The organism is Litoreibacter janthinus (assembly GCF_900111945.1).
Taxonomy (GTDB): domain Bacteria; phylum Pseudomonadota; class Alphaproteobacteria; order Rhodobacterales; family Rhodobacteraceae; genus Litoreibacter; species Litoreibacter janthinus.
Window position 1 is genome coordinate 369160 of record NZ_FOYO01000001.1, and the last position, 25592, is coordinate 394751.

Sequence of the window (25592 nt, forward strand, 5' to 3'; positions counted from 1 at the left end):
GGTTCCTTAGGCTTCCACGCACAGAATCGCTTAGCAGCCAGATCCGCCCGTAACGCAGCCGACTGTTTTCGCCATGACCTCAAGGTCAGTGGCAAAGCTAATGTCTTCGCAATATCGGGTGTCATAGAAGGCACGAGCCTTGAATTCCGACTCGTTCCGTTCTGAAATCTGCCAATAGCCAGTGATACCCGGACGAAGCAGATAATACGCCTCTCCAGGATAGAGTGACTTCTGCGAAACAAGCATAGGCCGTGGTCCGACCAACGACATCTGGCCGCACAACACGTTGTAAATCTGCGGCAACTCGTCAATCGAGAAACGGCGGATTATCTTGCCAATCGCGGTGATCCGTGGATCGTTTTTCAACTTCTGATAGCTATCCCACTCCTGTCGAGCGGCAGCATTTTCCGACAGGTAAGCTTCTAGCTTGGACTCGGCATCGCCAACCATGCTGCGGAGCTTCCACATTCCAAACTCTTTGCCATTCTTTCCGACACGCACTTGCCGGAAAAACGGCGAGCGCCCATCAGTTGCGATGGCGATAGCGAATACGGCCAGGAACAAGGAAACGGGCACGATGATCACCATGACGACAGCGATATCGAAAATGCGTTTCCCAACTAAACCGTAGAAATCGTTTGCCTTGAACCGCGTATTTCGGTTGCGCTCCACAGACGTCGATACGGATGCCAAAGCGGCTACCGTAGCTTTACTTTGATAACTCATTTTACAAACAAGGACCGTGTTCCCACGAATCCCCCCCCGGGTAAGGTACAAAAAAACTAAAAACTTCTCCTTCAGCTCTAAGCCTCAATATTAGCACTTTGTTAACACATTGATCAAATTTACTTAAATACTGTGTGAATGAGGGGACTAGAAAAGCCATCATTCACGCGATCCAACGTCCAAAATGGCGGTTGCGTTGCACGATGAGAGGACTGAAAATAAAGGCAAATTCTCGAAGTTGCCAATTTTTCAATCAATTTCCCGCTAAGTCACAAGAAGTTGGCATGCGGTGAGGCTGCAAACGCTACATTGCGAGGCCCACGGGCCCTTAAGTCCCTAACCATCAACGAATCGCTCGCTTCCGAACGCACCCTGTTCGCAATCAATTGTTCGAATTTGCGCCCGCCGTGACGCCCAGAATCAGTGAGAACCGGCATCCCGAACCGTCCAACCAGCGGCGCCGCGCTCTACTGAACGATAAACTCCGCGTGGAGCGCTCCTGCGGCTTTAATGCTCTTTAGAATGTCTATCATGTCCATCGGGGACACCCCCAATGCATTCAAGCCGGAAACAACATCCTTTAAGGTGGCCCCAGGAGGGACCTCGGCTAAACCCGTTCCGATCTCTTCATTGATTGCAGCGGTGGTCCTGGGAACTACGACTGTTTCGCCGTCGCTGAACGGGTTAGGCTGAACTACAATCGGCGCTTCTTCGATAGTCAGAGTTAGGTTTCCCTGCGCGACAGCCACTCTCGATATGCGCACATTCTCATCCATAACAATCGTGCCCGAACGCTGGTCAATCACAACTCTGGCCCGCCGCTCAGGCTCCACAATGATGTTCTCGATGCGACTCAGTACATGCGCTGGTGATCGCAAGCCCGTGGCATCTATATCCAGTTCCACCGTTCCCGCATCCAGCATCAAAGCAACCCGAGCGCCCAGTACCGAGTTGATCGCTCTTTCAATTTTCTCAGCTGTAGAGAAATCCGGCGTCCTTAGCGCCATTCTTATACTCGAAAGCTGTGAAAACTCGAACTGGACCTCGCGTTCAACTCTGCCACCCGCTGGAACAATCCCTGCGGTTGGAACGCCATGCACGACACGAGCCGCATCGCCTTCTGCAGCAACACCTCCGGCGATTACGGTGCCTTGGGCGACAACATAGACATCCCCGTCCGCAGCATTCAGGGGCGTCATAATGAGCGTTCCGCCCATCAGGCTCTTGGCATCACCTATAGCCGACACAGTCACATCAACCTTGCCGCCAGCGCGACTGAAAGCCGGCAAAGTCGATGTCACAAGAACTGCCGCAACATTTTTGGGGCGAAACTGCTCGCCGCCGACATTAACACCCAGTCTTTCTAGAATATTGACCATCATCTCTTCGGTGAACGGCGAATTTCTTAGCCCGTCGCCGGTCCCATTCAGGCCGACCACCAATCCGTACCCGACAAGGTCGTTCCCCCTGACTCCGTCAAATTCTACCAGGTCCTTTAATCTGACGCTGGAAGCAAACACCGGAAAGGCGAATGCCATCAGAGCCACGAGCATAAAGCGAAGCATCATAGATAATCCGACAACCGCAGTTGAGATGTGCGCGCTGTTAGCACGTAAAGCGCTTCGATCTGGAATTGCACGGCCTCAAGCGCGCTGGCTGTCTCGAAAGGGTCTGCAGATGTTATTCTTGATCGAGCGGCCTCAAGCAATCCTCGCTCCACCCCATCGGCAATGTCCGCCTCAGCAAGAAGACTTTCCGTAACACCTGTATCACGCTGCATTCCGATCAGCGTCTGCTCGGATGCAATCAGCCTCTGACCAACACCCGACAGAACCGCACGCTTTTCTTCGGGTGCCGTCGCAATCAGGCCCTCTGAAACAACGCTTGCAATCGCCATTTCCTTAAGCATCGCCCGAAAGACTGCATCGTCCGCCTTGATCGGAAGATCAATTTGTCGGGCGTTTGAAATGGTAACGCCAGCTGAAGTCTGGCTGCTTCCTGCGTAAACAAGAGTCTCAAAACCGCCGCCAGCATCGTCGAACCAGCTCGAAACCTGTTCGAGAAACTCAGCTACACTGGTGGCTGAGGATGCAATCCCCCGCACTTCCGATAGTATTTCCTCCCCGCTCAGCAAAGGTTGCTGCCCTGTAGCGACACCCGAAAACAAGAACTGTCCTGAAACTTGTGAGTTTAGGTGCGAGACGACTTGGCTCAGCTTGCCCGATGCGCCTGCCACTTTGGCCTCCAGCACATCTGGTTGTTCCAGAGATGCTGCGGCAGCTAGGTCAGTGCCGAAATTCGAGATTGCACCTTGTATCGCGCTCAGACTAGTCTGCGTTGCTGTAACTCGCATCGTTAAATCCGCCCGCGCCTGAGCAAATCCATCTAGCCTGCTAAGCGAACGTTCGAGGCCGGCCAAGGGCGCGAAATCGCCGCGCAGATGCTCACCAAGATTTTGTCGTTCCCCGCTCGCCAACTCGTTCGTCAAACGCGTAAGGCTGGCCTTCAGGTCGCTGCTCTGCCGACGCAACAGCATGTTTTGGCCAAGGTCACTCATGTTTCCATAATTCATCTCAAATCCTCAGCAATGATTGCAGCATTTCGTCTACGGCCTGAATGACCTTGGCGTTCGCGGCGTAGTTGCGTTCGATCAGAAGCAGCTTTTGCATTTCCTGATCTGTGTCTACGCCACCAGCTTGTTCCACATCGCGAAATGCTTGAACGCGCGCCACTTCGAAGCTTCTACGTTGATCAGTCGTCTGACGCGCCTGACCGATCTGAGAGATAAAATCGCCGATCAATTCAGAGCTTGAACCAGCATCTGAGAACAGCCCAGAGACGGGCAGGCGTGCGGACTCAAAAGCGTCTTCATAGGCATTTAGTATGGAATTATCAGAAGCTGCGCCCGACGCAGTTGCATTCAACCCGTCGCGTAGCCGCCAGACCGCTCCGCCTGCAGCAGGCTGCACCGCCAGGTTGACCGATATCCTGGAGGCCAACCCGGACTCGTCCAAAGGATCCAAGGCGTCCCCGCCGTCCGTGAATAGCCCTGCATCACCCAGCGCCAAAGTGCTATCAGCAGCGACGGCTCGGTCAATCAAGTCTCTAGACAATGCGTCCAGATTTGCTTGCAGTGCCGGAAGATCTTGATCTCGCAGCGCAAAGGCCGCGGCCAGTGATCCACCTGCAATGGCGTCCAAGGGCGACCCACTAACACTGGAAGCACCTTGAATGCTGAGGCCCGAAAGTGATCCACCTGCCACGGTCATGTCAGGCGTAATCACGGTGGTTGTGGAAAACTCAAGATGCGCCGCTTGATAGTCGACAAGTGTTGTCCCGTTCGGAGTGACCAAAGCGATCTGACCATAGTCTCGTGCAACAGCCTGCACCGGCATGATGGAGCTGATGCTGTCCACCAACGCCTGCCTTTGGTCCATCAAACCTGAAGCGTCGCCGCCCGCGTTAACTTGATCCCGGATTTCACGGTTCAGCCGGTCAACATCTACAAGCGAAGCGTTCATTTGGGCGACCTGAGATCCGATTGAACGGTCCGCGAGCTCCCGTTGTTCAATCAGGTGATCTGAGATCTGATTGAACTTACCGGCCAATGCCATGGCGCTGTCTAGGACCGCGCTTAACCTTGGCGAGCTAGAGGGGTTGGCCGAAGCTGTGATCAAACTTTGGTCAAATCGATCCATGAATGCCGAAAGCGATGACGCTTCATTTGGAATGCCGACAACTTGCTCAATTGAGGACAGGACGGTGGCCTTGGCATCATGATATCCAAGCTCAGCTTGTGCCAACCGGCGGTCGGCAATGGCAGTTTGATTGACGACACGTTCGACCCCGTTGACCTGAACGCCTGCTCCGCGCCCGCCTACGGTAGCAGCCCCAAGAGAGATTTCGCGACGACCGTAGCTTTCGGTCATTGCATTCGCGATGTTTGCCGACACGAGTTCGGCAGCGCGAGAGACCGCGGTTAGTCCCGAAATCGCGTTGGAGAGAGACGACGACATACTCATAGTTGGACCCTCAACCTAGGTTAGCGTTTGATATTTGTGGTTTCCTGAAGCATCTCGTCGACAGTCTGAATCACCTTCGCGTTCGATGAATACGCCCGCTGCGTCTGGATAAGCGCGGTTAACTCTCCAGCCACATCAGTCGTAGATTCTTCTAGCGCGTAGCCAACAATGTCACCGGTCGGACCATCGCCCGCATCCCATAAGAAGAATGGACCGCTTTCGTTTGATGGCACGTAGGTTTGGTTATCCATCGCAGTCAAACCATTCGGGTTGGGCAAATCGACAAGCGGAATTTGATAGATTGTCCGTGTGATCCCAATGTCAAAGGTCGCCTGAACATAGCCATTCGCATCGACATCAACCGACGTCATATTGCCTACCGGAGATCCATCTTTTGTGATCTGCGTCGGTGCAAAGCTATCAGAGAGTTGCGTTACTCCTGTGCCTGATCCCAGCTCACCAATCGTGATGTCCAGCGGACCACCATCGAGCGTTACAGGGAAACTGCCCGTAAGCGGATCGTAATCCCCGCCAACTGCAGATGTCCGTGTTACCGATGCGAGCGTGCCGCCACTGCCGCGTGTATCATCAAATGACAAAGTATATTCGCCCACAACAGCCCCTGCACTGGCAGAGTCGCGCAATTCCATCGTCCACTGATTTGAAGCCCCCGAAGCTGGGACCACAGGCGTGTAGGTTACGAAAAGATTCTGCGACGTCCCGAGATTGTCAAAGTACTCGACCGAGAGCTCCAAAGACTCACCGCTCGCTCCAGCTTCGGTATCCGTAGCGGGCAGGTTCACACCAAGGCCCATTCGCGTCGTAGGCTCGCCAGCGAACTGGTTCACATTGATCTGAATGGGGCGAAGCCCATCCGCTGTGTCCCGAGGAAATGTGGGGACTGTGCCATCGGAATCTGCCGGCCACCCCATCAGAACCATACCGGTATCCGTCGTCAGGTAACCTTGCGAATCTGTTCTGAACGACCCCGTCGTCGCCAATCTGAACGGAATATCGCCGCCTTGCAGATTCACCGCTGACTCTGTCGTGATCGGAAGAAATCCACGCCCCCGAACTGCGAGATCCGTGGAATTAGTTGTAGTGAGAAGCGCGCCTGCCTGATCTATCAATCGTTGCGACGTGACCCGAACTCCGCCTGCGGAATAGCTGCCTTGGCCGTTAGAGATGACCATCGAATGAAACTCTGTTTCCGCCCGTTTGTAACCATTTGTCCCAGAGTTCGCGATATTGTCCGAGATCGTAGATAAGCGGCTGGCATTCGCGGCGAGGCCGGCAACACCTGCGTTAAGAGAAGAAGAAATCGTCATACTGCGCCTTTCTGAAGCATAGATCTTGCGCCTCACTATCCGGGCGCTGCCTTAACATCGCGCTAACAGCTAAAATTCGAAGCAGATTGGGTTACTTTCAGCGCGGAGCGCGCAGCAGCGTTACTTCAAGCCTGTTGTTCCGCGCTGCCATCGGATCATCTAGAAGTGGTTTGCTCTGACCGTATCCCGTTAATCTCTCAAGCCGATCTGGGTGCAAGCCACTCCGCTCCAAAAGCTCTCGGGTAATCTGCGTTCGCGTTGTTGTCTGATCCCAAGCGGGGTTGTCGATCAAGACCGACGGGTAAGCCTTGGAGTGGCTCGAAACAGAAATCCGGTTGCTCACTGCGGAAAACACATCCACCAGCATGTTGCAGATTTCCCGCAGGATTGCATTGGGCTGCCCTGTGACAGGGTCAAACAGAGGCGCGCCTTCCAGGTCGAAAATCTCGACCACAAGACCCTCATCCGTGACATCGGTAATGATATGTTCGAGTGCCATCTCCTTGATCAAACTGTCGCCACCCCTGCCAAGAATTCCTGTCGCCAGCTCCAAAAACTTGGCTTGTTCTTCGGCGGCCAGCGCATTGTCAGGGTGGTTTGGGGACAGCGGCAGATTTGGCAGGCCGCTTTGCCCCGATTGCGGCAAGCGGCTTTGAACAGTCAGAGAATCTCCTCCGAACGCCCCTTCGCCACCACCTGAAACCCGCGCGACTGCAATCGTCGGCGCGAAGTAATCCGCCAAACCTTTACGTTGCTTCTCTGTCGTCGCATTTAACAGCCACATCAACATGAAGAACGCCATCATAGCCGTCACGAAGTCAGCATATGCAACTTTCCAAGCGCCGCCATGATGCCCACCGCCACTAATGACCTTTTTGCGCTTGATTATGATCGGCCGCGCCGCGTTGTCCGACATGGGTATCCTCGCAATGACTTCCGAGGTGAGTAAATCAGGAGCATCTGAAATGACGGTTAACAACTAAAATTGCGCAGGTTTTCGGCTGTTAACCTCTTGCGCGGTCCAGCAGAAGCGAGGTCTCGCTCCCAGTCACGCCCTGTACCTCGCGCACTTGCCGCAGAACGCGATCAAAATCAGGCAGACTCACCGTTTCGATCCGCGCAACCAAGTCCCAGACGCCGTTTGTCGTGTGCAGGTCCACAATCTCAGCCATGCGACGGAGCTGTCTAATAACCGAAACCGACTGAGCGCCTTTAACTTCGATCATCATGATAGCGTGGATCAAATCATCAAAGCCGACCCGTCCCATTTCAACCGTGAACCGGCGGATCGTCCCGTCCCGCTTCATTCGGTCCAAACGAGACTGAACCGTCACGCGAGATACCCCCAGTTCCCCCGCCAGATTGGTCACAGAGGCGCGACCATCCTTCTTCAAGAGGGCTAGCAACCTTTGATCTGTTACATCCATCACAGTCCCTGATCTTACATTTTGGCAATCCAACTTAACATTATGATAATTTAAAATTTCCGATTTTGCATAGTGCTTATCGCAAATGGTCAAGACTCCGCGTAATTTCCTCTCAACATTCTAGGAGAACGAAATGACCTCGAAATCTTGCACGCTTATCGGTGCTCCTGTTCAATCAGGTGCCAGCCAGCCCGGTTGTATCATGGGCCCAGATGCCTACCGCACAGCTCGCTTGGCCGAAACACTACGCGATCTAGGTCATGAAGTGAGCGATGTCGGTAACGTGGCACATGGCAATCCTGAGAATATCACTCACATGAATCAAGCCATTCACGATCTACCCCAAACAGTCGCGTGGGCCGCTGCGCTGGAAAAAGCCGCATTCGACGCGGCGCAAACCTCAGACATGCCGATCTTTCTGGGAGGCGACCACAGCCTGTCTATCGGTACAGTCCCCGGAATCTCGCGCCACTGGAAAAAGGAAGGCCGCCCGTTGTTCGTGCTCTGGCTCGACGCTCACCCCGACTTCCACACACTGGAAACCACCCGAAGCGGCAATCTACATGGCACGCCAGTGGCATATTTCAGTGGCCTCCCCGGCTTTGACGTCTACCCGGAGCTGGCTGCTCCAGTAGATCCAGCGAATCTGTGCATGTTGGGGATCCGGTCAGTTGATCCGGCTGAAAACGCGGCGTTGGCAGCAAAGAATGTCGATGTCAGCGACATGCGCGCAATTGACGAGCATGGTATCGCAGCCCCCCTTCGCGCCTTCTTGGAAAGAGTTCGCGCGGCCAATGGCGCATTGCATGTCTCCTTGGACGTGGACTTCCTAGAGCCATCCATCGCCCCTGCCGTTGGCACCACGGTTCCCGGTGGTGCAACCTTCCGCGAAGCCCATCTGGTTATGGAAATGCTGTGCGATGCGGGCCTTGTTACGTCGCTTGATCTGGTTGAACTCAACCCGTTCCTTGACGAGCGCGGCCGCACCGCAAGCCTGATGGTAGATCTGTGTGCGAGCCTGATGGGCCGCAAGGTACTCGACCGTCCAACAAAACGCTTCTGAGAGGAACACCTATGACAACGCCTTCAAAACTCGCCCTTGTCCCGTTCGTCTCGGTCGACAACATGATGAAGCTGGTCAACAAGATTGGCCCTGCGCAAATGATCGTTGAGATCGCAGACTACATCGAGGCCGACTTCAAGCGTTGGAAACAGTTCGACAAGACCCCTCGTATTGCCGCGCATTCCGAGGAAGGCGTGATCGAGTTGATGCCAACCTCCGACGGTGAAAGCTATGGCTTCAAATACGTCAACGGGCACCCCGCCAACATGGCGCGGGGCTTCCAGACCGTAACAGCCTTTGGTGTGCTGGCACGGGTCGACAACGGCTATCCGGTTTTGCTTTCGGAAATGACGATCCTCACCGCTTTACGCACGGCCGCCACATCCGCCTTGGTGGCAAAATATCTGGCACCAAAGGGGTCAAAAACCATGGCGATGATCGGAAACGGTGCGCAGTGTGAATTCCAGGCGCTGGCATTCCAAACAGTCGTCGGCATCGACACTGTACGCCTGTTCGACATTGATCGGGAGGCAACTGCGAAGGCCGCCAAGAACCTCGCCACCACCGGCCTGAACGTGATTTCCTGCAACTCCCCTGAGGAAGCCGTGGCAGGTGCGCAGATCATCACAACCTGCACCGCTGACAAGCAATACGCAACCATCCTTACGGACAACATGGTAGGAGCAGGGGTCCATATTAACGCCATCGGCGGCGACTGCCCCGGCAAGACAGAGCTACATCGCGACATCCTTCTACGTTCCGACATTTTTGTGGAGTACCCCCCGCAAACCCGTGTCGAGGGCGAAATCCAGCAACTTGACGACGACCACCCGGTGACCGAGCTGTGGCGTGTCATGACCGGGCAGGCCGAAGGGCGCCGCGACGCGCAACAAATTACTCTGTTCGATTCCGTGGGCTTCGCGACCGAAGACTTCTCCGCGCTGCGCTACGTCCGCGATCAGTTGGCCAACCACGACACTTTCGTCGAACTCGATATGCTTGCTGACCCCGACGATCCGCGTGATTTGTTCGGCATGGTCGCACGTGCCGCATCGTAGGACGTATTTGCTCTTGCAGTGCCCGCCGCAGCTCTCCATTTTAGGGCTGTTCTCAGGGCGGGGTGAAATTCCCCACCGGCGGTAAGCGGATCACTCCGTAAGCCCGCGAGCGCCTTTCCTACGGGGAAGGGTCAGCAGATCAGGTGCAACTCCTGAGCCGACGGTCATAGTCCGGATGAAAGAGAACGAGCATATGGTCCCCGCGCGGGGTCTGTATGCCCGTGATCGCCTTGGGTGACGTGTCGTTGCTTAGAAGGAGAGATCAATATGACACCCACCCGATACGCGTTCGTCAAAGCCAACTGGCACTCGGATATTGTTGACCGGGCCTTGGAAGGTTTCTGCGAATTCATTCCCGCGTCTCAAGTCGATGTGTTCGACGTGCCCGGCGCGTTTGAAATGCCGTTGCTGGCCCGCGATTTAGCGTCCACCGGAACCTATGCCGCTGTAGCCTGCGCCGCACTGGTCGTCGACGGCGGCATCTATCGCCACGACTTCGTGGCACAGGCCGTTGTGGACGGGCTGATGCGCGCTGGTCTGGATAGCGGTGTGCCGGTCTTGTCGGTGTCCCTGACCCCGCATCATTTCCAAGAAACCGAACATCACTTGGCGATTTACAGCGAACACTTCGTGACTAAGGGACGTGAAGCCGCCAGTGCTGCCTTGATGATCGGCAAGGCACGGGCTGCCATCGCAGCCTAAGCCAGCTTTTGCGTGTCCCCGCAAACCGAGATCGCCTGTCCAGAAATGGTCCGCCCCCGCGAGGAGGCAAGGAACAGGCACTGGTCGGCGATTTGCTGCGGGGTCACGTAGTCCTTGATAGACACATGTGAAAACGCCTCCGCCTCGGTCGCCTCATAAGACTGTCCAAGCCGTTGGGCCTTGGCCTCCAGCACACGGCGTTGACGGTCGCCCGCAACCAATCCTGGCAAGATTGCATTGGCGCGGACCCCGTGTGGCCCTAGCTCCAGCGCAAGTGACTTGGTGAAGCCGATCACGCCCCACTTGGCCGCCGCATACGGGGAGCGCATCGCGAAGCCAACACGCCCCGCAAGCGACGACAGGTTGATGATCGAGCCGTTTGCGCTGCCCTTCAGCGCGCCCACGGCGCAGCGCGTGGTATTAAACTGCGAGGTCAGGCAAACGGCCAGTGTGTCGTCCCAACCGTCCGGCGGAATGTCTTCGACCGCGCCCGTCGGTCCCGCGATGCCCGCGTTGTTCACAAGGCAGTCCAATCCCCCCATGTCACCAATTGATTGCGTCATGAAACGGGTCACGGCATCGCGGTCTGACACGTCGACTTGGGCGGTGGAGATGCCCTCAACTGAGGCCAGCGCCTTCGCGTCGATATCGCAAACCGTCACCACTGCGCCCTCGCCGCGGAAGCCTTCCGCAATGGCGCGACCAATCCCGCTTGCGCCTGCCGTGACAATCACGCGGTGACCCGCCAAACCCAAATCCATAGCGACCCCTTCCCTGAATCCCGATCCTCAGACAGTATCAGCGAAAAGGAGTCCCGCAATGTCCGATCCCGTCATCGTCACCGCTGCCATCACAGGGGCTATCCACACCCCAACCATGTCAGACGCGCTGCCCGTCACTCCGGAGCAGATCGTGGAAGCTGCCGTACGAGCCGCAGAAGCGGGTGCCGCCATCGTCCACTTGCACGCCCGCAACCCAGAAACCGGCGCGCCGGACCAAAGCGCCGAGGCGTTTGAGCCAATCCTAGGGGCGATCAAGGCGCGATCAGACGTGGTTATCAACATCACCACCGGCGGCGCGCCAACCATGACCGTGGCCGAGCGTGTGCGCCCCGCGCAGCAATGGCAGCCGGAACTGGCATCACTCAACATGGGGTCAATGAACTTCGGGTTGTTCGGTATGCTCGGCCGGTTTCCCGATCTGAAACATCAGTGGGAGGCGGACTATCTAGGCAACCGCGACATCATTTTCCGTAATACATTTGAAGACATCGGCTTTGTCCTCGACACCTTGCGCGACAGCGGCACGCGGTTTGAGTTTGAATGCTACGACACCGCTCATCTCTACAACCTCGCCCATTTCCATGATACGGGAAAGGTCGAAGGCCCCCTTCTAATCCAAACCGTATTCGGCCTGCTCGGAGGCATTGGCGCGCATCCCGACGACGTTGCTCACATGAAGCGCACTGCGGACCGCCTTTTTGGCGACGACTACGTCTGGTCTGTGCTGGGCGCGGGGCGGCACCAAATGCCATTGGCTGCAATCTCTGCTGCGCAAGGGGGCAACGTGCGCGTCGGTTTGGAGGATTCGCTGTGGCTTGAGAAGGGCGTTATGGCTCCGTCCAGCGCGGCGCAGGTTGTCAAAGTACGCGAAATTATCGAAGGCATTGGCAGACGCCTTGCGACACCAAATGAAGCGCGGGCGAGACTCGCTCTGAAAGGCGGCGATAAGACCGGGTTCTAGATCACGGCCTTTTCGACAAACGCCGTGTGCTTCTCAATCCGTTCGTAGCCGAAGGACGACAAATCCAGCGAGCGGTATTCGCCATAGGTAATCCATTCCGCCACGCCGCGCCCCATAGCGGGGCTTTGCTGCAAACCGTGGCCTGAGAAGCCGTTCACGAAGATGAAGTTGCTCACCTGTGTATGCGGGCCAATAATCGCGTTCTGGTCGAAGACGTTATAGGCGTAGTGCCCTGCCCAAGAGTTCATCAGCTTGATCGCCTCAAACGCAGGAACGCGGGTGGCGAGCACGGGCCAGACTTTTTCTTGCCAAAGCGAGTGATCCTCGACGAAGTCGTCATACTCAACTGCCGGATCGTCATCTGGCGGGCAACCCGCAAGGTAGTATTTCCCGTCGCTGCGCATGTGCACCCCGCTGGGGTCGATGGTCAAAGGCAGGTCGCGGTCCAACGGGTTTTCAGCCGCAAAGATGTAGGTGTAACGCTTGCGGGGCTCCACCGGAATCTCCAATCCCGCCATGCGCGCGGTGCGCGCCGCACGTGGGCCGGAGCAGTTCACCAAGGTGCCGCACGACACGACCTCGCCCGACGCCAGAGTGACGCTTTCGACCCGATCACCTGAAGCGTTCTTTGTGATCACCACAACCTCGTTGTGCACGTATTCCGCCCCCTGTGCGCGGGCCTTGCGCCGCCACCAGTCAAAGATGGTGCCACCGTCAAAATAGCCCTCGTTGATCAGGTTGTGGTTGCCGCCGATAATCCCATCAAGGTTATAGAACGGATAGTCCGCCTTAATCTCGTCGGCAGACATATACTTCGTTCCAGCGCCCAGTCGCTGCTGAATGGCTTGTGTTTCACGCAGCGTTTGCGCGAATGCCTCATTGTCCGCCAAATACATGTAGCCGTAGCTTTGCAGCACGATCTCGGGCGCGTCGTCATCTTGCATGAAGTCTTGGAAGCCGTGGATGAATTCGGCGCCGAACTGGGAAATCTTGATGTTCACCTCTGCCGAAAACTGCTGCCGGATGCAGCTGTTCGTATGCGACGTCGAAGAAAACTCATAAGTTGGGTCGCGCTCTACCACCAAGATAGAGCCGTTAAAGTCAGGGTTGCGCGACAGCCACCACGCAACCGAAGAGCCATACATAGCTCCGCCTACGATCACGACATCATAGCTAGTGTTCTCAGGCGCCTGCATTGGCCGTCATTCCTTGCGATTTCCATCAACCTGATCCGGTCGCATCCCAAGCATCTGACAGCCTCGAAAGTTGTTTGGCAATAGCTTGTGAAATACGTCGCTGCTTTTATCTCGGCTTGCCCAAACCTGTTAGAATTGGACAATCGGGTCGCCCGTCCCCCGCACATTTCTGCACAAGGTCTCCAAGCGTTTGGCGCATGGCTTGCAGATCGGCTATCTTGCGATCTATCTCTTCCAAATGCTCTCCCGCGATGAGTTTCACGTCCGCGCTGGCGCGGGATTGGTCTTCCCAAAGCGCCAACAAATTTCGGCAGTTTTCGATGGTGAACCCGAGAGCCCGCGCGCGGCTGAGGAATGTCAGCTTGTGCAAATCACCTTCGCTGAATGCGCGGTAGCCGTTGGCATCACGGGACGGTCGGATCAACTTGATGTCCTCATAGTACCGTATTGTTTTAGCTGGCAGGCCAGACAGGTCTGCGACTTCTCCGATGTTCATGCGTTAGCCCCCATTCGACGCAACCTAAGTGCGTTACTGACAACAAAAACACTCGACATTGCCATGGCCCCTGCCGCGAGCATTGGCGACAGCAGCACACCCCAAAACGGATATAGGATGCCAGCGGCAACAGGGATAAGGGCTGTATTGTAGGCGAAAGCCCAGAACAGGTTTTGGCGGATGTTGCGCATGGTTTTCGCGCTCATGTCTACCGCATTCAGCACCCCTGTCATGTGGCCGGACATCAAAACGACGTCTGCGGTTTCAATCGCCACATCCGTTCCCGTTCCCACAGCGATTCCGACATCTGCGGCGGCCAACGCAGGTGCGTCATTTATGCCGTCACCGACGAACGCCAGAACGCCGTTCCCTTTCAGCCCGGACACTGCGCGCGCCTTTCCGTCCGGCATAACACCGGCGATGACGTTCTGGATACCAAGCTTCTGTGCAACGGCATTCGCAGTCTCAACTGTGTCGCCGGTAATCATCGCAACCTGCACGCCGTTCTCGCGAAGCCTTGCGACAAGTTCAGCGGCCTCTGGTTTGATGGGGTCGGCCACAGCGATTGCTCCCGCGATCTTTCCGTCTATTGCAACGAAGACAGGTGTCTTGGCTTCGCCCGCCCAACCTATTGCAAGCGGTCCCAAACTACCTAGATCAACGCCTTCTTGTTCCATGAAACGCGCGGCGCCCGCGATCACGTCTGCTCCATCGACCAAAGCCCGCACGCCCATGCCGGTAACCGACATAAAATCCGAAGCATCAGTGCGGCTCAGCCCACGTTCTTCCGCGGCGCGCACTATAGCAGCGGAAATCGGGTGCTCCGAGAAGGCCTCAACAGCTGCCACGGCCGCCAGAACCGACGCCTCGTCATGCCCATCTGCAACCGCAATATCGGTGAGTTCCGGCCTACCCGCCGTCAGAGTGCCAGTTTTGTCAAAGGCGATCGTTTGCACCTGGGAAAGCGTCTGCAAGGCCGAGCCTTTGCGAAACAGAACCCCTAGCTCAGCGGCACGCCCTGTGCCGACCATCACCGAAGTTGGCGTTGCAAGGCCCATCGCGCAGGGGCACGCGACGATCAGCACCGACACGCCTGCAACCAAAGCATGGCTCAAGGTCGGGCCGAACAGCAACCAAATCAGAACCGTTGCGAATGCTGCGACCAGAACGGCGGGGACAAACCAGCGGACCACCTGATCGACGACGGCTTGGATCGGCAGCTTTGCACCTTGGGCTTGCTCCACCATCCGCACGATCCCTGCAAGAACGGTGTCGCCCCCCACAGCCGTTGCACGCACGTGCAAGGCGCCAGTCCCATTCACGGTGCCGCCAATCACCGCGTCTCCGCTCGAATGTTCAACTGGAACAGGCTCACCCGTGATCATGCTTTCATCGACGAATGACTGGCCTTCAACAATCTCTCCATCCACGGCGATGCGCGCGCCGGGGCGCACAAGGATTACGTCGCCCTGAACAATGTCCGAGATTTGCGTATCTTCCCATTCGCCCCCCCGCCGCACCTGCGCGGTCGATGGCTGAAGGTCCAAAAGCGATCTTATGGCAGACCCGGTTTGAGCTTTGGCGCGGGCCTCTAACCAGCGCCCAAACAGGATTAGGGTCACAATGACAGCCGCAGCTTCAAAGTAGACCGCGCGGCTTCCCGCTGGCAAAAGACTAGGGGCGAACAGCGAAACAGTTGAGAACAACCACGCCGCAGACGTTCCAAGCGCCACGAGGGCGTTCATCTCTGGCGCACCACGAAACAAGGCTGGGAAGCCTTCGGTCAAGAACCGACGCCCGGGCCACACTAGAACAATGGTCACCAAGATCCATTGAAGCAGCCAACTGTTGTATTGGCCGATGGTTGCGTCAACAAAGGCTGCGGCACCCGGGATAAAGTGGCTGCCCATTTCAAGCACGAACACCGGCAAGGTCAGTGCGGCTGCAATTACGGTATCCCGCCATAGGTCGGCCGCTTCATCTCCACGTTTTTCATCAAGGGAGTGTGTTGGGGCCTCTGGGTCCAGCGCAGTCACCTTGTAGCCCGCTTGGGTAATCGCACGTGACACATCTGCCCGCGTGGCGCTGCCCTTCAGCCAAGAAACGGTCGCGGTAGATGTCGCAAGATTAACCGACGCGTCGATTACGCCTGGCACCGCCAGCGCACCGCGTTCCGCTCGCCCGACGCAAGAGGCGCAAGACAGGCCCTCCACCTCGAAACGCGCGTTCTCAATCACCGCCGGATAGCCAGCCTCCGACACCGCTTTCACGAGAGTTGCGGCATCCACGCCGTCGGCATCCACGTCCGCATACGAAGTTGCAAGGTTCACCCCCGCCGATAGGACACCGGGAACGGCCTTCAACGCGCGCTCGGCGCGCCCCACGCAAGAGGCGCAGGACAGACCTTCGATTTCAAAGGAGATGTGGGTAGATTCCACCATAGGAGCGGCCTCGGGAACATATCGGAGACTCGCTATATGGGGCTTCCATCTACTGGAAGGTCAAGCCCTAAGCAGTTTTAAGAAGACCCACAGTCCGAAACACACGAATGCGCTTTGGACTTGCAGTTAAGTGTGGAGTTTTATCATGGGCCACGAACGAGATCGTAGGACAGTCACAGAGCTCTAAGTGAGGCTCCAGCTATTCAATCAAAAGATCGCTCATCCCACCCCCTTTGATCCGAGGAAGGTTCTCATTGGAAAAGCGCGGCTCGAGCACCTAAATAACAGCCTAAGGAAATGTATCGAGAGGACCGCCGCCATGAAATACGCCAAGACCGAAGAAGCCCTGGCCAAGTTGACTCCGGAACAGTTTCGGGTAACTCAAGAAAGTGGAACAGAACGCGCATTCACAGGCGAGCTTACGGATAACAAAGCACCCGGTATCTATGTGGATATCGTTTCTGGTGAGCCTCTGTTCGCATCATCCGACAAATTCGAATCCGGGTGCGGCTGGCCTAGCTTTACCAAACCCATCGTCACCGATCACGTGACCGAGCATCGCGATGTCGGCTTCGGCATGGTCCGAACCGAAGTGCGATCCATGCACGGCGACAGCCATCTTGGCCACGTCTTCCCTGACGGCCCCGCCGACCGCGGTGGGCTGCGCTATTGCATCAACTCCGCCAGCCTGCGCTTCATCCATCGTGATGATATGGAAGCCGAAGGTTATGGCGAATTTTTAGATCAAGTGGAGAACATCGAATGACTGAGCGTGCAGTTCTTGCCGGCGGTTGCTTCTGGGGTATGCAGGACTTGATCCGCAAGATGCCCGGCGTGGTCTCTACCCGCGTAGGCTACACTGGCGGCGACGTAGAGAATGCGACCTATCGCAACCATGGCACCCACGCCGAAGGGATCGAAATCGTGTTCGACCCGAAGGTGATGAGCTACCGCAAGCTGCTGGAGTTCTTCTTCCAGATCCACGACCCAAGCACACCTAACCGCCAAGGCAATGATCGAGGCTTGTCCTACCGCTCCGCCATTTACTACACGGACGAGATCCAAAAAGAGGTCGCGCTCGATACCATCGCCGATGTGGATGCCTCAGGCCTTTGGCCTGCCAAGGTCGTCACAGAAGTAGAGGCAGTCGGAGATTTCTGGGAAGCAGAACCAGAACACCAGGACTATCTGGAACGAATTCCGAACGGTTACACTTGCCACTTCGTGCGCCCAGATTGGGTCCTACCAAAGCGCGCGTAGTTCAACGAAAATGCACATGGCGAAGAAGGCATCTCTAGGCTTTCTTGGAGAACGGATCCTTCGCCGTGTGCAGCTTTAGATGCCTCATGAATGCCCGAACGACACCGTGTACGGGTCGATGATCCGGCGTCACAAAGTAACTGCGATACTCGATCTGCGAGGCGAACGGACGAAACACCAGATCGTCGGACCGATATTGCACGACAGGAAATGGGTTAACGACCGTTAGTCCTAGCCCCTCCATCGCAAGGTCCACAGCGGCGAACGATGTCGACACCTCCGCCACTATGCGCGGAACGCTCCGGCAGGCATGAAGAATTTTCTCAAGCTGCGCTCTGCGCACATGGCGGTGGGTCAACGCAATCAGCGCCTGGTCATGCAAGTCCACGGGGTCGATCATCCGTTTCTCTGCCAGCGGGTGATCGCTCGCCATAACGCACACAGCGCCAGAGGTTCTGTATGGCGTCAGCTTCACCCCATCCCGGGAAAGCTCAACCCCGGTGAAGCCAAGATCAAAGCGCTCATCAAGAATACCGCGAATAACCTCCTCGGACGACGAAACCTCCAAGCTCACAAAGTAGTGCGGGTTGATCTTCAGGAACGTCGCGATGTGGTGAACCAAAAACCGGTGCGCATATGTCGGCGGCGCTACGATCCGAAGTGTTTCCTGCGCGGGTTCAGGTGGCCCATCGATACGATCCAGCGCTTCGAATAACAGATCGAGCCTTCTGTTGAGCTGCGCTGCGTCATTGGTTGCACGTAGCCGCCCGCCGTCCCGTTCAAAGAGTATCCGCCCTGTTCGAGATTCGAGGCTAGAGACAGAACGACTGATAGCGGACTGTGACAACCCGAGCCGAATGGCCGCTTTCGAGGTTGTGCCGCTTTCCATCAATGCACGAAACGCCTGATATTCGGGCAAGCTGTGCCAAGTTTTAGTCGCCATTGCGCCCCTGCGATAAAGTCATGGATGTATGATATATTATCATCCTCTTTTCTGTGGTCCATGAAAGTTTATGCAGTAACCTTGGTGCATCTCTGGGAAAGCCTGCCAAGTGACCGATCACAAAACGCCCGTCGTACTCGACGGCCACAATGACGTTCTATTGAAACTATACCGCGCTGGCGGGCTTTCGGCCTCCGAGAGCTTCCTGACGGGACGTGACGGTGCGATTGACGCAATCTCTGCCAAGGCTGGCGGATTCGGCGGCGGTTTCTTCGCAGTTTACGTCCCTTCCCCGTCAAATCTAGAGCTGAAGTTCGAGGAGATGTCCAAAGCCTCTTATGCCCTTCCGCTACCCGATCCGATCGATTGGGAAGACGCGTTTCCGGTCGTGATGGCCCAAGCCGCGATCCTTTTTGATCTGGAGAAACGCGGCGCTCTGACGGTCTGCCGGACTGCAGCGGACCTGCGCGCAGCATTGGGCGCTGGAAAAATGGCTGCGATTTTCCACATCGAGGGCGCCGAAGCGATTGATGCAGACCTGCATACGCTGGAGGTGCTGTATCAAGCAGGCCTGCGCTCGATCGGCCCGGTATGGAGCCGCTCGACAATCTTTGGCCACGGCGTCCCTTTCAGATTTCCCAGTTCCCCTGACATCGGTAGCGGCTTGACGGATCACGGCCTGCGACTGGTTAAGCGCTGCAACGAACTGGGAATAATGCTAGACTTGTCGCACCTAAATGAAGCAGGCTTCTGGGATGTGGCCCGCCATTCATCTCAACCTTTGGTTGCGACACATTCGAATGCCCACGCGATATGCCCACATAGTCGCAATCTGACCGATAAACAGCTTGCTGCCATCCGCGAAAGCGACGGCATGGTCGGGCTGAACTTCGCGGTGGCGTTTTTGCGGGATGACGGCCGCATGTTAGCGGATGTCCCGTTGGAACAAATGCTCAGGCATCTGGATCATCTGATCGAGCATCTGGGCGAAGATCGTGTCGGACTCGGCTCGGATTACGACGGGGCAGTGGTGCCGGAGGATGTGACCTCCTGCGCCGGACTGCCCAAACTGAGACAGGCAATGGCGAAGCATGGCTACGACGACGCGTTAATCGCCAAGCTCTGCCACGAAAACTGGCTTCGCGTCCTAGAAAAAACTTGGGGATCCTAACCTCGAAGGACGCAAACTTTACTGAAACAGAACAGGAGAGGTTCTAACAATGAATGCTTTAAATAGACTGCTGACCAGCGCGGCACTCGGGCTCGCCGTCAGCGTGACGTCTTTTGGCGCAATCGCCGAAACACCAGCCAATATGCTGGTCATCGCGAACCGCATTGACGATGTAACCACAATCGACCCCGCCGAAAGCTTCGAATTTGCCGGCTCTGACATCAGCCGGAACGTATATAACCGTTTGGTCAATCTGGATCCGATGGATCTGGCCGCAGGCTACAAGCCGGACTTGGCCGAAAGCTGGGAAGTGTCCGAGGACGGCAAGACGATCACCTTCACCATGCGTGAAGGGGCAAAGTTCGAGTCTGGTAACCCTGTGCGGGCAGAGGACGCGGCCTTCTCGCTGCAGCGTGCCGTGATCCTGAACAAAACACCTGCGTTTATCCTGACCCAGTTCGGCTTCACCCCAGAAAACGTGGCCGAGACCATCAAGGCCGACGGCAACAAGCTGATGATCACGACGGACAAGAAATACGCGACGTCCTTCGTGCTCAACTGCCTCACCGCAACAATCGGCGGCATCGTGGACAAAGAAACCGTGATGGCCAACGAGGCCGACGGTGACATGGGCAACACTTGGCTGAAGACCAACACTGCAGGCTCCGGCCCCTACAAGCTGGACAGCTGGAAACCAAACGAGAGCGTCACGCTGTCGGTAAACCCGAACTACTATGGTGATGCTCCCGCTATGCAACGCGTCATCGTGCGTCATGTGATCGAAAGCGCGTCGCAGCGCCTTCTGTTGGAACGCGGTGACATCGATATTGCCCGCAACCTGAACCCCGAAGATATCGCAGGCGCGTTGTCCGCTGATGGTGTGAAGGTCGAAGACGAGTTGAAAGGCCGCCTGATGTATCTGGCGCTGAACCAGAAGCACCCCGTTCTCTCTAAGCCCGAAGTGCGTCAGGCATTCAAATACCTGATCGATTATGAAGGCATGAAGAACAGCTTCTTGAAAGGTCAGTATACAATTCACCAGAACTTCCTGCCTGCCACCTATCTTGGGGCGTCGGACGAGAATCCGTTCACCTACAACATCGAGAAAGCCAAAGAGCTTCTGGCCGCTGCCGGTGTCGAAGGGCTTGAGGTCGAGATTGGCGTGCGCGAGGCGCAGGAGCGTATCGAGATCGGCCAGTCCTTCCAGAATGCGGCCGCTCAGGCCGGCATCAAGGTGAACATCACTGTCGGCACCGCGAAGCAAATCCTTGCCCGCTACCGTGCGCGGGAACTGGATGTGTATCTGGGGGCATGGGGTCCGGACTATCCTGATCCGCAAACCAACGCGGGTACCTTCGCCTACAACCCCGACAACTCTGACGAAGCAAACGCAACAGGCCTGCTGGCTTGGCGCACCGGTTGGGACGCTGGCGGTCTCACCGAAAAAGTAGATGCGGCCGTAACTGAAGGGGACCGCGAGAAGCGGGTTCAGATGTATCTGGATATCCAAAAGGAGTTCCGCGAGATTTCTCCTTTCGTGATGATGTTCCAGCAGATCGAACAATCCGCTTTGCGTGACAACGTTACCAACTGGTCCACCGGTCAGGCTGTGACCTCTGCTGCTTACTGGCAGGTTACCAAGTAAATGGCCCTCTCCGAGGATACCAATGAGAGGCGCCCATCGCGGGCGCCTCTTTCCCAAACTGCATGGCCGTTCTTAAAAAAGGTGCTGATGACACTGGGCTCAATCGCAGTGACTCTTTTGGGGCTGTTGTTCATTACTTTCGTCATCGGGCGCGTTATGCCGATCGACCCCGTCCTCGCCATTGTGGGGGAGCGGGCGTCGCAGTCGACATACGACGCAGTGTACGAACAACTCGGCCTCGACAAACCGCTGCTGGTTCAATTTCTCTATTACCTATGGGACGTTCTGCACCTCGATTTCGGCACCTCCCTGTTGAACGCGCGGCCTGTATCCGAAGATATTGCGCGCGTTTTCCCAGCAACGTTAGAGCTCGCGACGCTTGGCATCATATTCGGTGTCTTGCTCGGGGTCCCGCTCGGTGTGCTCGCCGCAGTGCGCAAAGGGTCGTGGATCGACCAAGTCGCACGTGTGCTGGCCCTGGTCGGCTACTCAATGCCCATCTTCTGGCTCGGCCTGATGGGACTTCTGGTATTTTACGGCATCTTGGGATGGGTCGGCGGTCCGGGCCGCGTCGGGATTTTCTATGTCGATGTTGTTCCAAGCGTGACCGGATTGATCCTTGTCGACAGCCTGCTCGACGGCAACTGGGATGTTTTCAAGGACGCCTTCAGCCACATCATCCTGCCCGCGTCGCTACTGGGCTATTACTCGCTGGCCTATGTCAGCCGGATGACCCGTTCCTTCATGCTAGAGCAACTTAGCGCCGAATACGTTACCACCGCGCGCGTCAAAGGCATGTCCGAATGGGATGTTGTGTGGAAACACGCATTCAAGAATATCCGCGTGCAACTGATCACTGTAATCGCGCTCAGCTACGCCAACTTGCTGGAAGGTTCGGTTCTGACCGAGATCATCTTCAGCTGGCCCGGAATCGGAAGCTACATCACAACCGCGCTGCTCAGCGCAGACATGAACGCCGTGCTTGGCGGTACAGTTGTGGTCGGCCTGATCTTCATTCTGCTGAACATCTTCTCCGATCTGCTCTACAAAATATTCGATCCGAGGGCGAAATAAATGGCCGAAACCCAAACCCTGCGCCAGTGGCTCCTGACCGAGACACCGACGTCACGCCGTCACGCAAAGCTGTCAGCGCTTTATCAAGGTTGGCTGTCCTTCCGATCCAACACGATGGCAATGATCGGTCTGGCCATTCTGGTGCTGCTGATCCTTGTCGCTTTTGCCGCCCCCTTGATCGCCCCGCATGACCCTTTCGTGCAAGACCTCGGCAACCGTTTGGCGCCATTGGGCACTGACGGGCATGTATTCGGCACCGACAGTCTTGGGCGCGACATCCTCTCAAGATTGATCTACGGCGCACGCATTACGCTCTATATCGTGACCTTGGTCGCCCTAATCGCCCCAGTGGCGGGTCTGCTCGTGGGCACGGTTTCAGGCTATGTAGGTGGCTGGACAGATACGGTCTTGATGCGCATCACCGACATCTTTCTGGCTTTTCCACGGCTGGTGCTGGCGCTGGCATTCGTCGCAGCCCTCGGGGCTGGGATTGAAAACGCAGTGCTGGCAATCTCGCTCACTGCATGGCCACCCTACGCACGAATTGCGCGCGCAGAGACGCTCACCATCCGGTCCTCCGACTACATCAGCGCCATTCAACTTCAAGGCGCAGGACCGCTCCGGATCATCACCAAGCACATCTGGCCGCTCTGTATCTCGTCGCTAATTGTGCGGGTGACGCTCGATATGGCGGGCATCATTCTGGCGGCTGCCGGGCTTGGCTTCCTAGGCCTAGGCGCACAGCCGCCCAGCCCTGAATGGGGTGCGATGATCTCGGAAGGGCGACGTTTCATTCTGGATCATTGGTGGGTCGCAACCATGCCGGGTCTGGCAATCTTCACGGTCTCTCTGGCGTTCAACCTTCTTGGCGACGGGCTGCGTGACGTCCTTGATCCGAAGGCAGGTGAATGATGGATACGCTTCTGGATGTCCAAGACCTTTGGGTCAGCTTCCCCTCGCGCCACGGAGTTTTTGATGCCGTGCGCGGTGTTTCATTCACGCTAGGTCGGGAACGGCTTGGCATCGTCGGGGAAAGCGGGTCGGGAAAATCCATGACCGGCCGTGCTATCCTGCGCTTGATCCGACCGCCCGGAATTGTGCGTGCTGACCAGATCAATCTGGACGGGGTCGACCTCCTCAAAAAATCCGAAAAGGAAATGCGTGCGGTGCGCGGTCAACGGATCAGCATGGTCATGCAAGATCCGAAGTTCTCTCTCAATCCGGTCATGACCATCGGCGACCAGATTATGGAGGCCTATCGGCTTCACAATTCCGCGTCTAAGTCAGAGGCCTATAACAAGTCCCTGGAGATGCTGGAGGCGGTTTCCATCCGCGACCCTGAACGCGTTATGCGCGCCTACCCGCACGAGATGTCAGGTGGGATGGGCCAACGTATCATGATCGCGATGATGCTGATCCCGAACCCTGAAATTCTGATAGCGGACGAGCCGACCTCTGCGCTGGACGTATCAGTCCAACGTCAGGTCCTCGACATCATGGACAAGCTTGTAAAAGAACGTGGCATGGGGCTGATCTTTATCAGCCACGACCTGAACCTTGTCGCCGACTTTTGCGACCGCGTGCTGATCATGTATTCCGGGCGTATTGTGGAGGTCTGCGATGCGGACAAACTGCACGAGGCAAAGCATCCCTACACGCGTGGTTTGCTGAACTCACTGCCCAGGCTAGATGCCCCTAAAGACCGGCTGGAGGTTCTTGAACGGGATCCGGAATGGTCAACGGCCCCCAGTGTGAGCGGACGCATATGACCTCAATGTTAGACGTGAACGGGCTGAACGTTTGGTTCGGCAAAGGGCGCGATCGCGTGGACGCGGTGAAGGATGCAACCTTCAGCGTAGCCAATGGCGAAAGCTTTGGCTTGGTCGGTGAAAGCGGGTCGGGAAAATCAACGATCTTACGCGCGATCACAGGACTTGCCCCAGACTGGTCCGGCGCCATATCGGTCAACGGAACTCCCGTTCCGAAGAAGCGCCCGAAAGAGTTCTTCAAGCAGGTCCAGATGGTATTTCAGGACCCCTACGCTTCACTCCACCCACGACATTCTGTCGATCAGGTGCTTGGGGAAACGCTACACTTGCACGGTTTCAAAGACATCGACGCACGAGTGGTAAAGCTGCTGGACGATGTCGGCCTAGGGCAGAAATTTCGATTCCGGTATCCGCACCAATTGTCAGGCGGGCAACGCCAGCGCGTTGCAATCGCACGCGCCTTGGCCCCTGAACCCGAGCTACTGCTGCTGGACGAACCCACTTCCGCACTAGACGTCTCTGTTCAGGCGGAAATCCTGAATCTGCTCGCCAACCTGCGCGAAGCCCGCAAGCTGACCTACCTCATGGTGTCACACGACTTGTCTGTGGTCGGCCACATGTGTGACCGGCTGGCAGTAATGAAAGACGGCGAGATCGTCGAGATCATGGATGTCGCCGCCTTGCGAGCGATGAAGGCCACGCATCCCTATTCACAACACCTGCTGGAAGCCTCGATCTAACAAGGCTTTCGCTAGGAAGTTCAAGCCACGGCCTTTTCAGGATTCTTGCCCAGAATGATCATCCCGAGAATGTCTTCGTCCGTCACCTCGTCGACATTCACGGTCCCCACAAGCTGACCATTCTTCATAACCGACGCGCGGTCACATAGTTTCATCACGTTGTGGATGTCGTGCTCAATCAGGAAGATGCCCAAGCCCTGAGCTTTCAGCTCTTCGATCAGCTCCGCAACCATCTGGGTTTCATGTGGGCCGAGTGCAGCGGTCGGCTCATCCATGATCAGGATTTTCGCATTGAAGTACACGGCCCGCGCGATGGCGACGGATTGGCGTTGTCCCCCCGAAAGCGCAGAAACAGGCACGTTGAACTTCTTAAAATTTGGGTTCAGGCGGGCCATGATTTTGCGAGTCTCGGCTTCCATCTTGCTGTCATCAACAAAGCCGCCTCGACCCACCAATTCGCGCCCAAGGAAAAGGTTGGAGGCCGCATCTAGATTGTCAGCGAGGGCCAGCGTTTGGTAAATCGTCTCGATATTCTGCTCCCGCGCATCACGCGGGTTCTCGATATTCACTCTATTGCCATTGATGTAGAACTCACCCGCATCCGCCTGATAGGCGCCGGACAGGCATTTGATCAAAGTCGATTTGCCCGCCCCGTTATGGCCAAGAAGCCCAACGACTTCGCCCGGATAAAGATCGACGGTAACGTGATCGACCGCCTTGATGCCGCCGAAAGAAATCGAAACATCACGCATTTCGACAAGTGGGGTTCCCCTGTTTGTCATTGGTTT

General features: G+C 56.5%; 25 protein-coding genes and 1 riboswitch. Of the genes, 12 read left to right on the plus strand and 13 right to left on the minus strand.

Annotated features, from left to right (window positions below; translation table 11 throughout):
* Nucleotides 1-30: 30 nt before the first annotated feature.
* The 7 genes from BM352_RS01895 to BM352_RS01925 form a co-directional block, all read right to left on the minus strand.
* Nucleotides 31-726, minus strand: a complete 696-nt coding sequence (locus BM352_RS01895) for a sugar transferase (RefSeq protein ID WP_090211788.1) — start codon at nt 724-726, stop codon at nt 31-33.
* 467 nt (nt 727-1193) lie between these two features.
* Nucleotides 1194-2291 (minus strand): flagellar basal body P-ring protein FlgI, encoded by a 1098-nt coding sequence (locus BM352_RS01900; RefSeq protein ID WP_090211791.1) that lies wholly within the window; start codon nt 2289-2291, stop codon nt 1194-1196.
* Nucleotides 2291-3283, minus strand: a complete 993-nt coding sequence (locus tag BM352_RS01905) for a hypothetical protein (protein WP_175500601.1) — start codon at nt 3281-3283, stop codon at nt 2291-2293. Before BM352_RS01905 ends, BM352_RS01900 begins: the two co-directional genes overlap by 1 nt.
* Nucleotides 3284-3299: 16 nt before the next feature.
* A complete protein-coding gene (flgK, locus tag BM352_RS01910) occupies nt 3300-4742 on the minus strand; it encodes a flagellar hook-associated protein FlgK (protein ID WP_175500602.1) in 1443 nt (480 codons plus the stop codon).
* Between the two features lie 26 nt (nt 4743-4768).
* Nucleotides 4769-6076: a flagellar hook protein FlgE gene (locus BM352_RS01915; protein WP_090211799.1), complete on the minus strand. Its 1308-nt coding sequence runs from the start codon at nt 6074-6076 to the stop codon at nt 4769-4771.
* 97 nt (nt 6077-6173) lie between these two features.
* Nucleotides 6174-6992 (minus strand): flagellar motor protein MotB, encoded by an 819-nt coding sequence (locus BM352_RS01920; protein WP_090211802.1) that lies wholly within the window; start codon nt 6990-6992, stop codon nt 6174-6176.
* An 88-nt stretch (nt 6993-7080) separates the two neighbouring features.
* Complete coding sequence (locus BM352_RS01925) at nt 7081-7503, minus strand: Lrp/AsnC family transcriptional regulator (RefSeq protein ID WP_090211805.1); 423 nt, start codon at nt 7501-7503, stop codon at nt 7081-7083.
* Between the two features lie 133 nt (nt 7504-7636).
* Between BM352_RS01925 and rocF the strand changes: the two genes are divergently transcribed.
* The 3 genes from rocF (at nt 7637) to BM352_RS01940 (ending at nt 10326) form a co-directional block, all read left to right on the plus strand.
* Complete coding sequence (rocF, locus tag BM352_RS01930; RefSeq protein WP_090211807.1) at nt 7637-8566, plus strand: arginase; 930 nt, start codon at nt 7637-7639, stop codon at nt 8564-8566.
* Between the two features lie 11 nt (nt 8567-8577).
* Nucleotides 8578-9624: an ornithine cyclodeaminase gene (locus BM352_RS01935; protein ID WP_090211810.1), complete on the plus strand. Its 1047-nt coding sequence runs from the start codon at nt 8578-8580 to the stop codon at nt 9622-9624.
* A 44-nt stretch (nt 9625-9668) separates the two neighbouring features.
* Nucleotides 9669-9815: riboswitch (FMN riboswitch) on the plus strand.
* 76 nt (nt 9816-9891) lie between these two features.
* A complete protein-coding gene (locus BM352_RS01940; protein WP_090211813.1) occupies nt 9892-10326 on the plus strand; it encodes a 6,7-dimethyl-8-ribityllumazine synthase in 435 nt (144 codons plus the stop codon).
* On the opposite strand, the gene BM352_RS01945 is transcribed toward BM352_RS01940, so the two are convergent.
* Nucleotides 10323-11087, minus strand: a complete 765-nt coding sequence (locus tag BM352_RS01945; RefSeq protein WP_090211818.1) for an SDR family oxidoreductase — start codon at nt 11085-11087, stop codon at nt 10323-10325. The two genes, BM352_RS01940 and BM352_RS01945, sit on opposite strands and share 4 nt — an antisense overlap.
* A gap of 58 nt (nt 11088-11145) precedes the next feature.
* On the opposite strand from BM352_RS01945, the gene kce reads away from it, so the two are divergent.
* Nucleotides 11146-12069, plus strand: coding sequence for a 3,5-dioxohexanoate:acetyl-CoA acetone transferase (gene kce / locus BM352_RS01950; RefSeq protein ID WP_090211821.1), 924 nt, complete (start codon nt 11146-11148; stop codon nt 12067-12069).
* Here kce and BM352_RS01955 read toward each other — a convergent pair.
* The 3 genes from BM352_RS01955 to BM352_RS01965 all read right to left on the minus strand — a co-directional run bounded on the left by BM352_RS01955 (nt 12066) and on the right by BM352_RS01965 (nt 16202).
* Nucleotides 12066-13265 (minus strand): NAD(P)/FAD-dependent oxidoreductase, encoded by a 1200-nt coding sequence (locus tag BM352_RS01955; protein WP_090211823.1) that lies wholly within the window; start codon nt 13263-13265, stop codon nt 12066-12068. The two genes, kce and BM352_RS01955, sit on opposite strands and share 4 nt — an antisense overlap.
* A 106-nt stretch (nt 13266-13371) precedes the next feature.
* Nucleotides 13372-13761, minus strand: a complete 390-nt coding sequence (cueR, locus tag BM352_RS01960; protein ID WP_090211825.1) for a Cu(I)-responsive transcriptional regulator — start codon at nt 13759-13761, stop codon at nt 13372-13374.
* The gene (locus BM352_RS01965; RefSeq protein ID WP_090211827.1) at nt 13758-16202 is read right to left on the minus strand and encodes a heavy metal translocating P-type ATPase; all 2445 of its coding nucleotides are present in this window, start codon (nt 16200-16202) and stop codon (nt 13758-13760) included. Before BM352_RS01965 ends, cueR begins: the two co-directional genes overlap by 4 nt.
* 319 nt (nt 16203-16521) lie before the next feature.
* Here BM352_RS01965 and msrB point away from each other — a divergent pair, with 319 nt between their 5' ends.
* A complete protein-coding gene (gene msrB / locus BM352_RS01970) occupies nt 16522-16968 on the plus strand; it encodes a peptide-methionine (R)-S-oxide reductase MsrB (protein WP_090211830.1) in 447 nt (148 codons plus the stop codon).
* Nucleotides 16965-17462 (plus strand): peptide-methionine (S)-S-oxide reductase MsrA, encoded by a 498-nt coding sequence (msrA, locus tag BM352_RS01975; protein ID WP_090211832.1) that lies wholly within the window; start codon nt 16965-16967, stop codon nt 17460-17462. Before msrB ends, msrA begins: the two co-directional genes overlap by 4 nt.
* Before the next feature lie 34 nt (nt 17463-17496).
* On the opposite strand, the gene BM352_RS01980 is transcribed toward msrA, so the two are convergent.
* Nucleotides 17497-18405 carry a LysR substrate-binding domain-containing protein gene (locus BM352_RS01980; protein WP_090211835.1) on the minus strand — a complete coding sequence of 303 codons (909 nt, stop codon included), beginning with the start codon at nt 18403-18405 and terminating at the stop codon, nt 17497-17499.
* Between the two features lie 109 nt (nt 18406-18514).
* Here BM352_RS01980 and BM352_RS01985 point away from each other — a divergent pair, with 109 nt between their 5' ends.
* Genes BM352_RS01985 through BM352_RS02010 form a run of 6 tightly spaced genes read left to right on the plus strand, consistent with a single transcriptional unit; the run spans nt 18515 to nt 24804 of the window.
* Nucleotides 18515-19576, plus strand: a complete 1062-nt coding sequence (locus tag BM352_RS01985; RefSeq protein ID WP_090211837.1) for a dipeptidase — start codon at nt 18515-18517, stop codon at nt 19574-19576.
* 49 nt (nt 19577-19625) lie between these two features.
* Nucleotides 19626-21221, plus strand: coding sequence for an ABC transporter substrate-binding protein (locus BM352_RS01990; RefSeq protein WP_090211839.1), 1596 nt, complete (start codon nt 19626-19628; stop codon nt 21219-21221).
* Nucleotides 21222-22295: an ABC transporter permease gene (locus BM352_RS01995; RefSeq protein WP_090211841.1), complete on the plus strand. Its 1074-nt coding sequence runs from the start codon at nt 21222-21224 to the stop codon at nt 22293-22295.
* Nucleotides 22296-23207 carry an ABC transporter permease gene (locus BM352_RS02000; RefSeq protein WP_090211843.1) on the plus strand — a complete coding sequence of 304 codons (912 nt, stop codon included), beginning with the start codon at nt 22296-22298 and terminating at the stop codon, nt 23205-23207.
* Complete coding sequence (locus tag BM352_RS02005) at nt 23207-24064, plus strand: ABC transporter ATP-binding protein (protein ID WP_090211845.1); 858 nt, start codon at nt 23207-23209, stop codon at nt 24062-24064. Before BM352_RS02000 ends, BM352_RS02005 begins: the two co-directional genes overlap by 1 nt.
* Nucleotides 24061-24804, plus strand: a complete 744-nt coding sequence (locus BM352_RS02010) for an ABC transporter ATP-binding protein (protein WP_090211848.1) — start codon at nt 24061-24063, stop codon at nt 24802-24804. Before BM352_RS02005 ends, BM352_RS02010 begins: the two co-directional genes overlap by 4 nt.
* Before the next feature lie 20 nt (nt 24805-24824).
* Here the strand turns inward: BM352_RS02010 and BM352_RS02015 are convergent, their stop codons facing one another.
* Nucleotides 24825-25586, minus strand: a complete 762-nt coding sequence (locus tag BM352_RS02015) for an ATP-binding cassette domain-containing protein (protein WP_090211851.1) — start codon at nt 25584-25586, stop codon at nt 24825-24827.
* Nucleotides 25587-25592 lie beyond the last annotated feature (6 nt).

What these genes read in the sequence shown, in the direction of transcription:
- BM352_RS01895 (WP_090211788.1), bottom strand. Translation starts at nt 726, where the DNA reads ATGAGTTATCAAAGTAAAGCTACGGTAGCCGCTTTGGCATCCGTATCG.
- BM352_RS01900 (WP_090211791.1), bottom strand. Translation starts at nt 2,291, where the DNA reads ATGCTTCGCTTTATGCTCGTGGCTCTGATGGCATTCGCCTTTCCGGTG.
- BM352_RS01905 (WP_175500601.1), bottom strand. Translation starts at nt 3,283, where the DNA reads ATGAGTGACCTTGGCCAAAACATGCTGTTGCGTCGGCAGAGCAGCGAC.
- flgK (WP_175500602.1), bottom strand. Translation starts at nt 4,742, where the DNA reads ATGTCGTCGTCTCTCTCCAACGCGATTTCGGGACTAACCGCGGTCTCT.
- BM352_RS01915 (WP_090211799.1), bottom strand. Translation starts at nt 6,076, where the DNA reads ATGACGATTTCTTCTTCTCTTAACGCAGGTGTTGCCGGCCTCGCCGCG.
- BM352_RS01920 (WP_090211802.1), bottom strand. Translation starts at nt 6,992, where the DNA reads ATGTCGGACAACGCGGCGCGGCCGATCATAATCAAGCGCAAAAAGGTC.
- BM352_RS01925 (WP_090211805.1), bottom strand. Translation starts at nt 7,503, where the DNA reads ATGGATGTAACAGATCAAAGGTTGCTAGCCCTCTTGAAGAAGGATGGT.
- rocF (WP_090211807.1), top strand. Translation starts at nt 7,637, where the DNA reads ATGACCTCGAAATCTTGCACGCTTATCGGTGCTCCTGTTCAATCAGGT.
- BM352_RS01935 (WP_090211810.1), top strand. Translation starts at nt 8,578, where the DNA reads ATGACAACGCCTTCAAAACTCGCCCTTGTCCCGTTCGTCTCGGTCGAC.
- BM352_RS01940 (WP_090211813.1), top strand. Translation starts at nt 9,892, where the DNA reads ATGACACCCACCCGATACGCGTTCGTCAAAGCCAACTGGCACTCGGAT.
- BM352_RS01945 (WP_090211818.1), bottom strand. Translation starts at nt 11,087, where the DNA reads ATGGATTTGGGTTTGGCGGGTCACCGCGTGATTGTCACGGCAGGCGCA.
- kce (WP_090211821.1), top strand. Translation starts at nt 11,146, where the DNA reads ATGTCCGATCCCGTCATCGTCACCGCTGCCATCACAGGGGCTATCCAC.
- BM352_RS01955 (WP_090211823.1), bottom strand. Translation starts at nt 13,265, where the DNA reads ATGCAGGCGCCTGAGAACACTAGCTATGATGTCGTGATCGTAGGCGGA.
- cueR (WP_090211825.1), bottom strand. Translation starts at nt 13,761, where the DNA reads ATGAACATCGGAGAAGTCGCAGACCTGTCTGGCCTGCCAGCTAAAACA.
- BM352_RS01965 (WP_090211827.1), bottom strand. Translation starts at nt 16,202, where the DNA reads ATGGTGGAATCTACCCACATCTCCTTTGAAATCGAAGGTCTGTCCTGC.
- msrB (WP_090211830.1), top strand. Translation starts at nt 16,522, where the DNA reads ATGAAATACGCCAAGACCGAAGAAGCCCTGGCCAAGTTGACTCCGGAA.
- msrA (WP_090211832.1), top strand. Translation starts at nt 16,965, where the DNA reads ATGACTGAGCGTGCAGTTCTTGCCGGCGGTTGCTTCTGGGGTATGCAG.
- BM352_RS01980 (WP_090211835.1), bottom strand. Translation starts at nt 18,405, where the DNA reads ATGGCGACTAAAACTTGGCACAGCTTGCCCGAATATCAGGCGTTTCGT.
- BM352_RS01990 (WP_090211839.1), top strand. Translation starts at nt 19,626, where the DNA reads ATGAATGCTTTAAATAGACTGCTGACCAGCGCGGCACTCGGGCTCGCC.
- BM352_RS01995 (WP_090211841.1), top strand. Translation starts at nt 21,222, where the DNA reads ATGGCCCTCTCCGAGGATACCAATGAGAGGCGCCCATCGCGGGCGCCT.
- BM352_RS02000 (WP_090211843.1), top strand. Translation starts at nt 22,296, where the DNA reads ATGGCCGAAACCCAAACCCTGCGCCAGTGGCTCCTGACCGAGACACCG.
- BM352_RS02005 (WP_090211845.1), top strand. Translation starts at nt 23,207, where the DNA reads ATGGATACGCTTCTGGATGTCCAAGACCTTTGGGTCAGCTTCCCCTCG.
- BM352_RS02010 (WP_090211848.1), top strand. Translation starts at nt 24,061, where the DNA reads ATGACCTCAATGTTAGACGTGAACGGGCTGAACGTTTGGTTCGGCAAA.
- BM352_RS02015 (WP_090211851.1), bottom strand. Translation starts at nt 25,586, where the DNA reads ATGACAAACAGGGGAACCCCACTTGTCGAAATGCGTGATGTTTCGATT.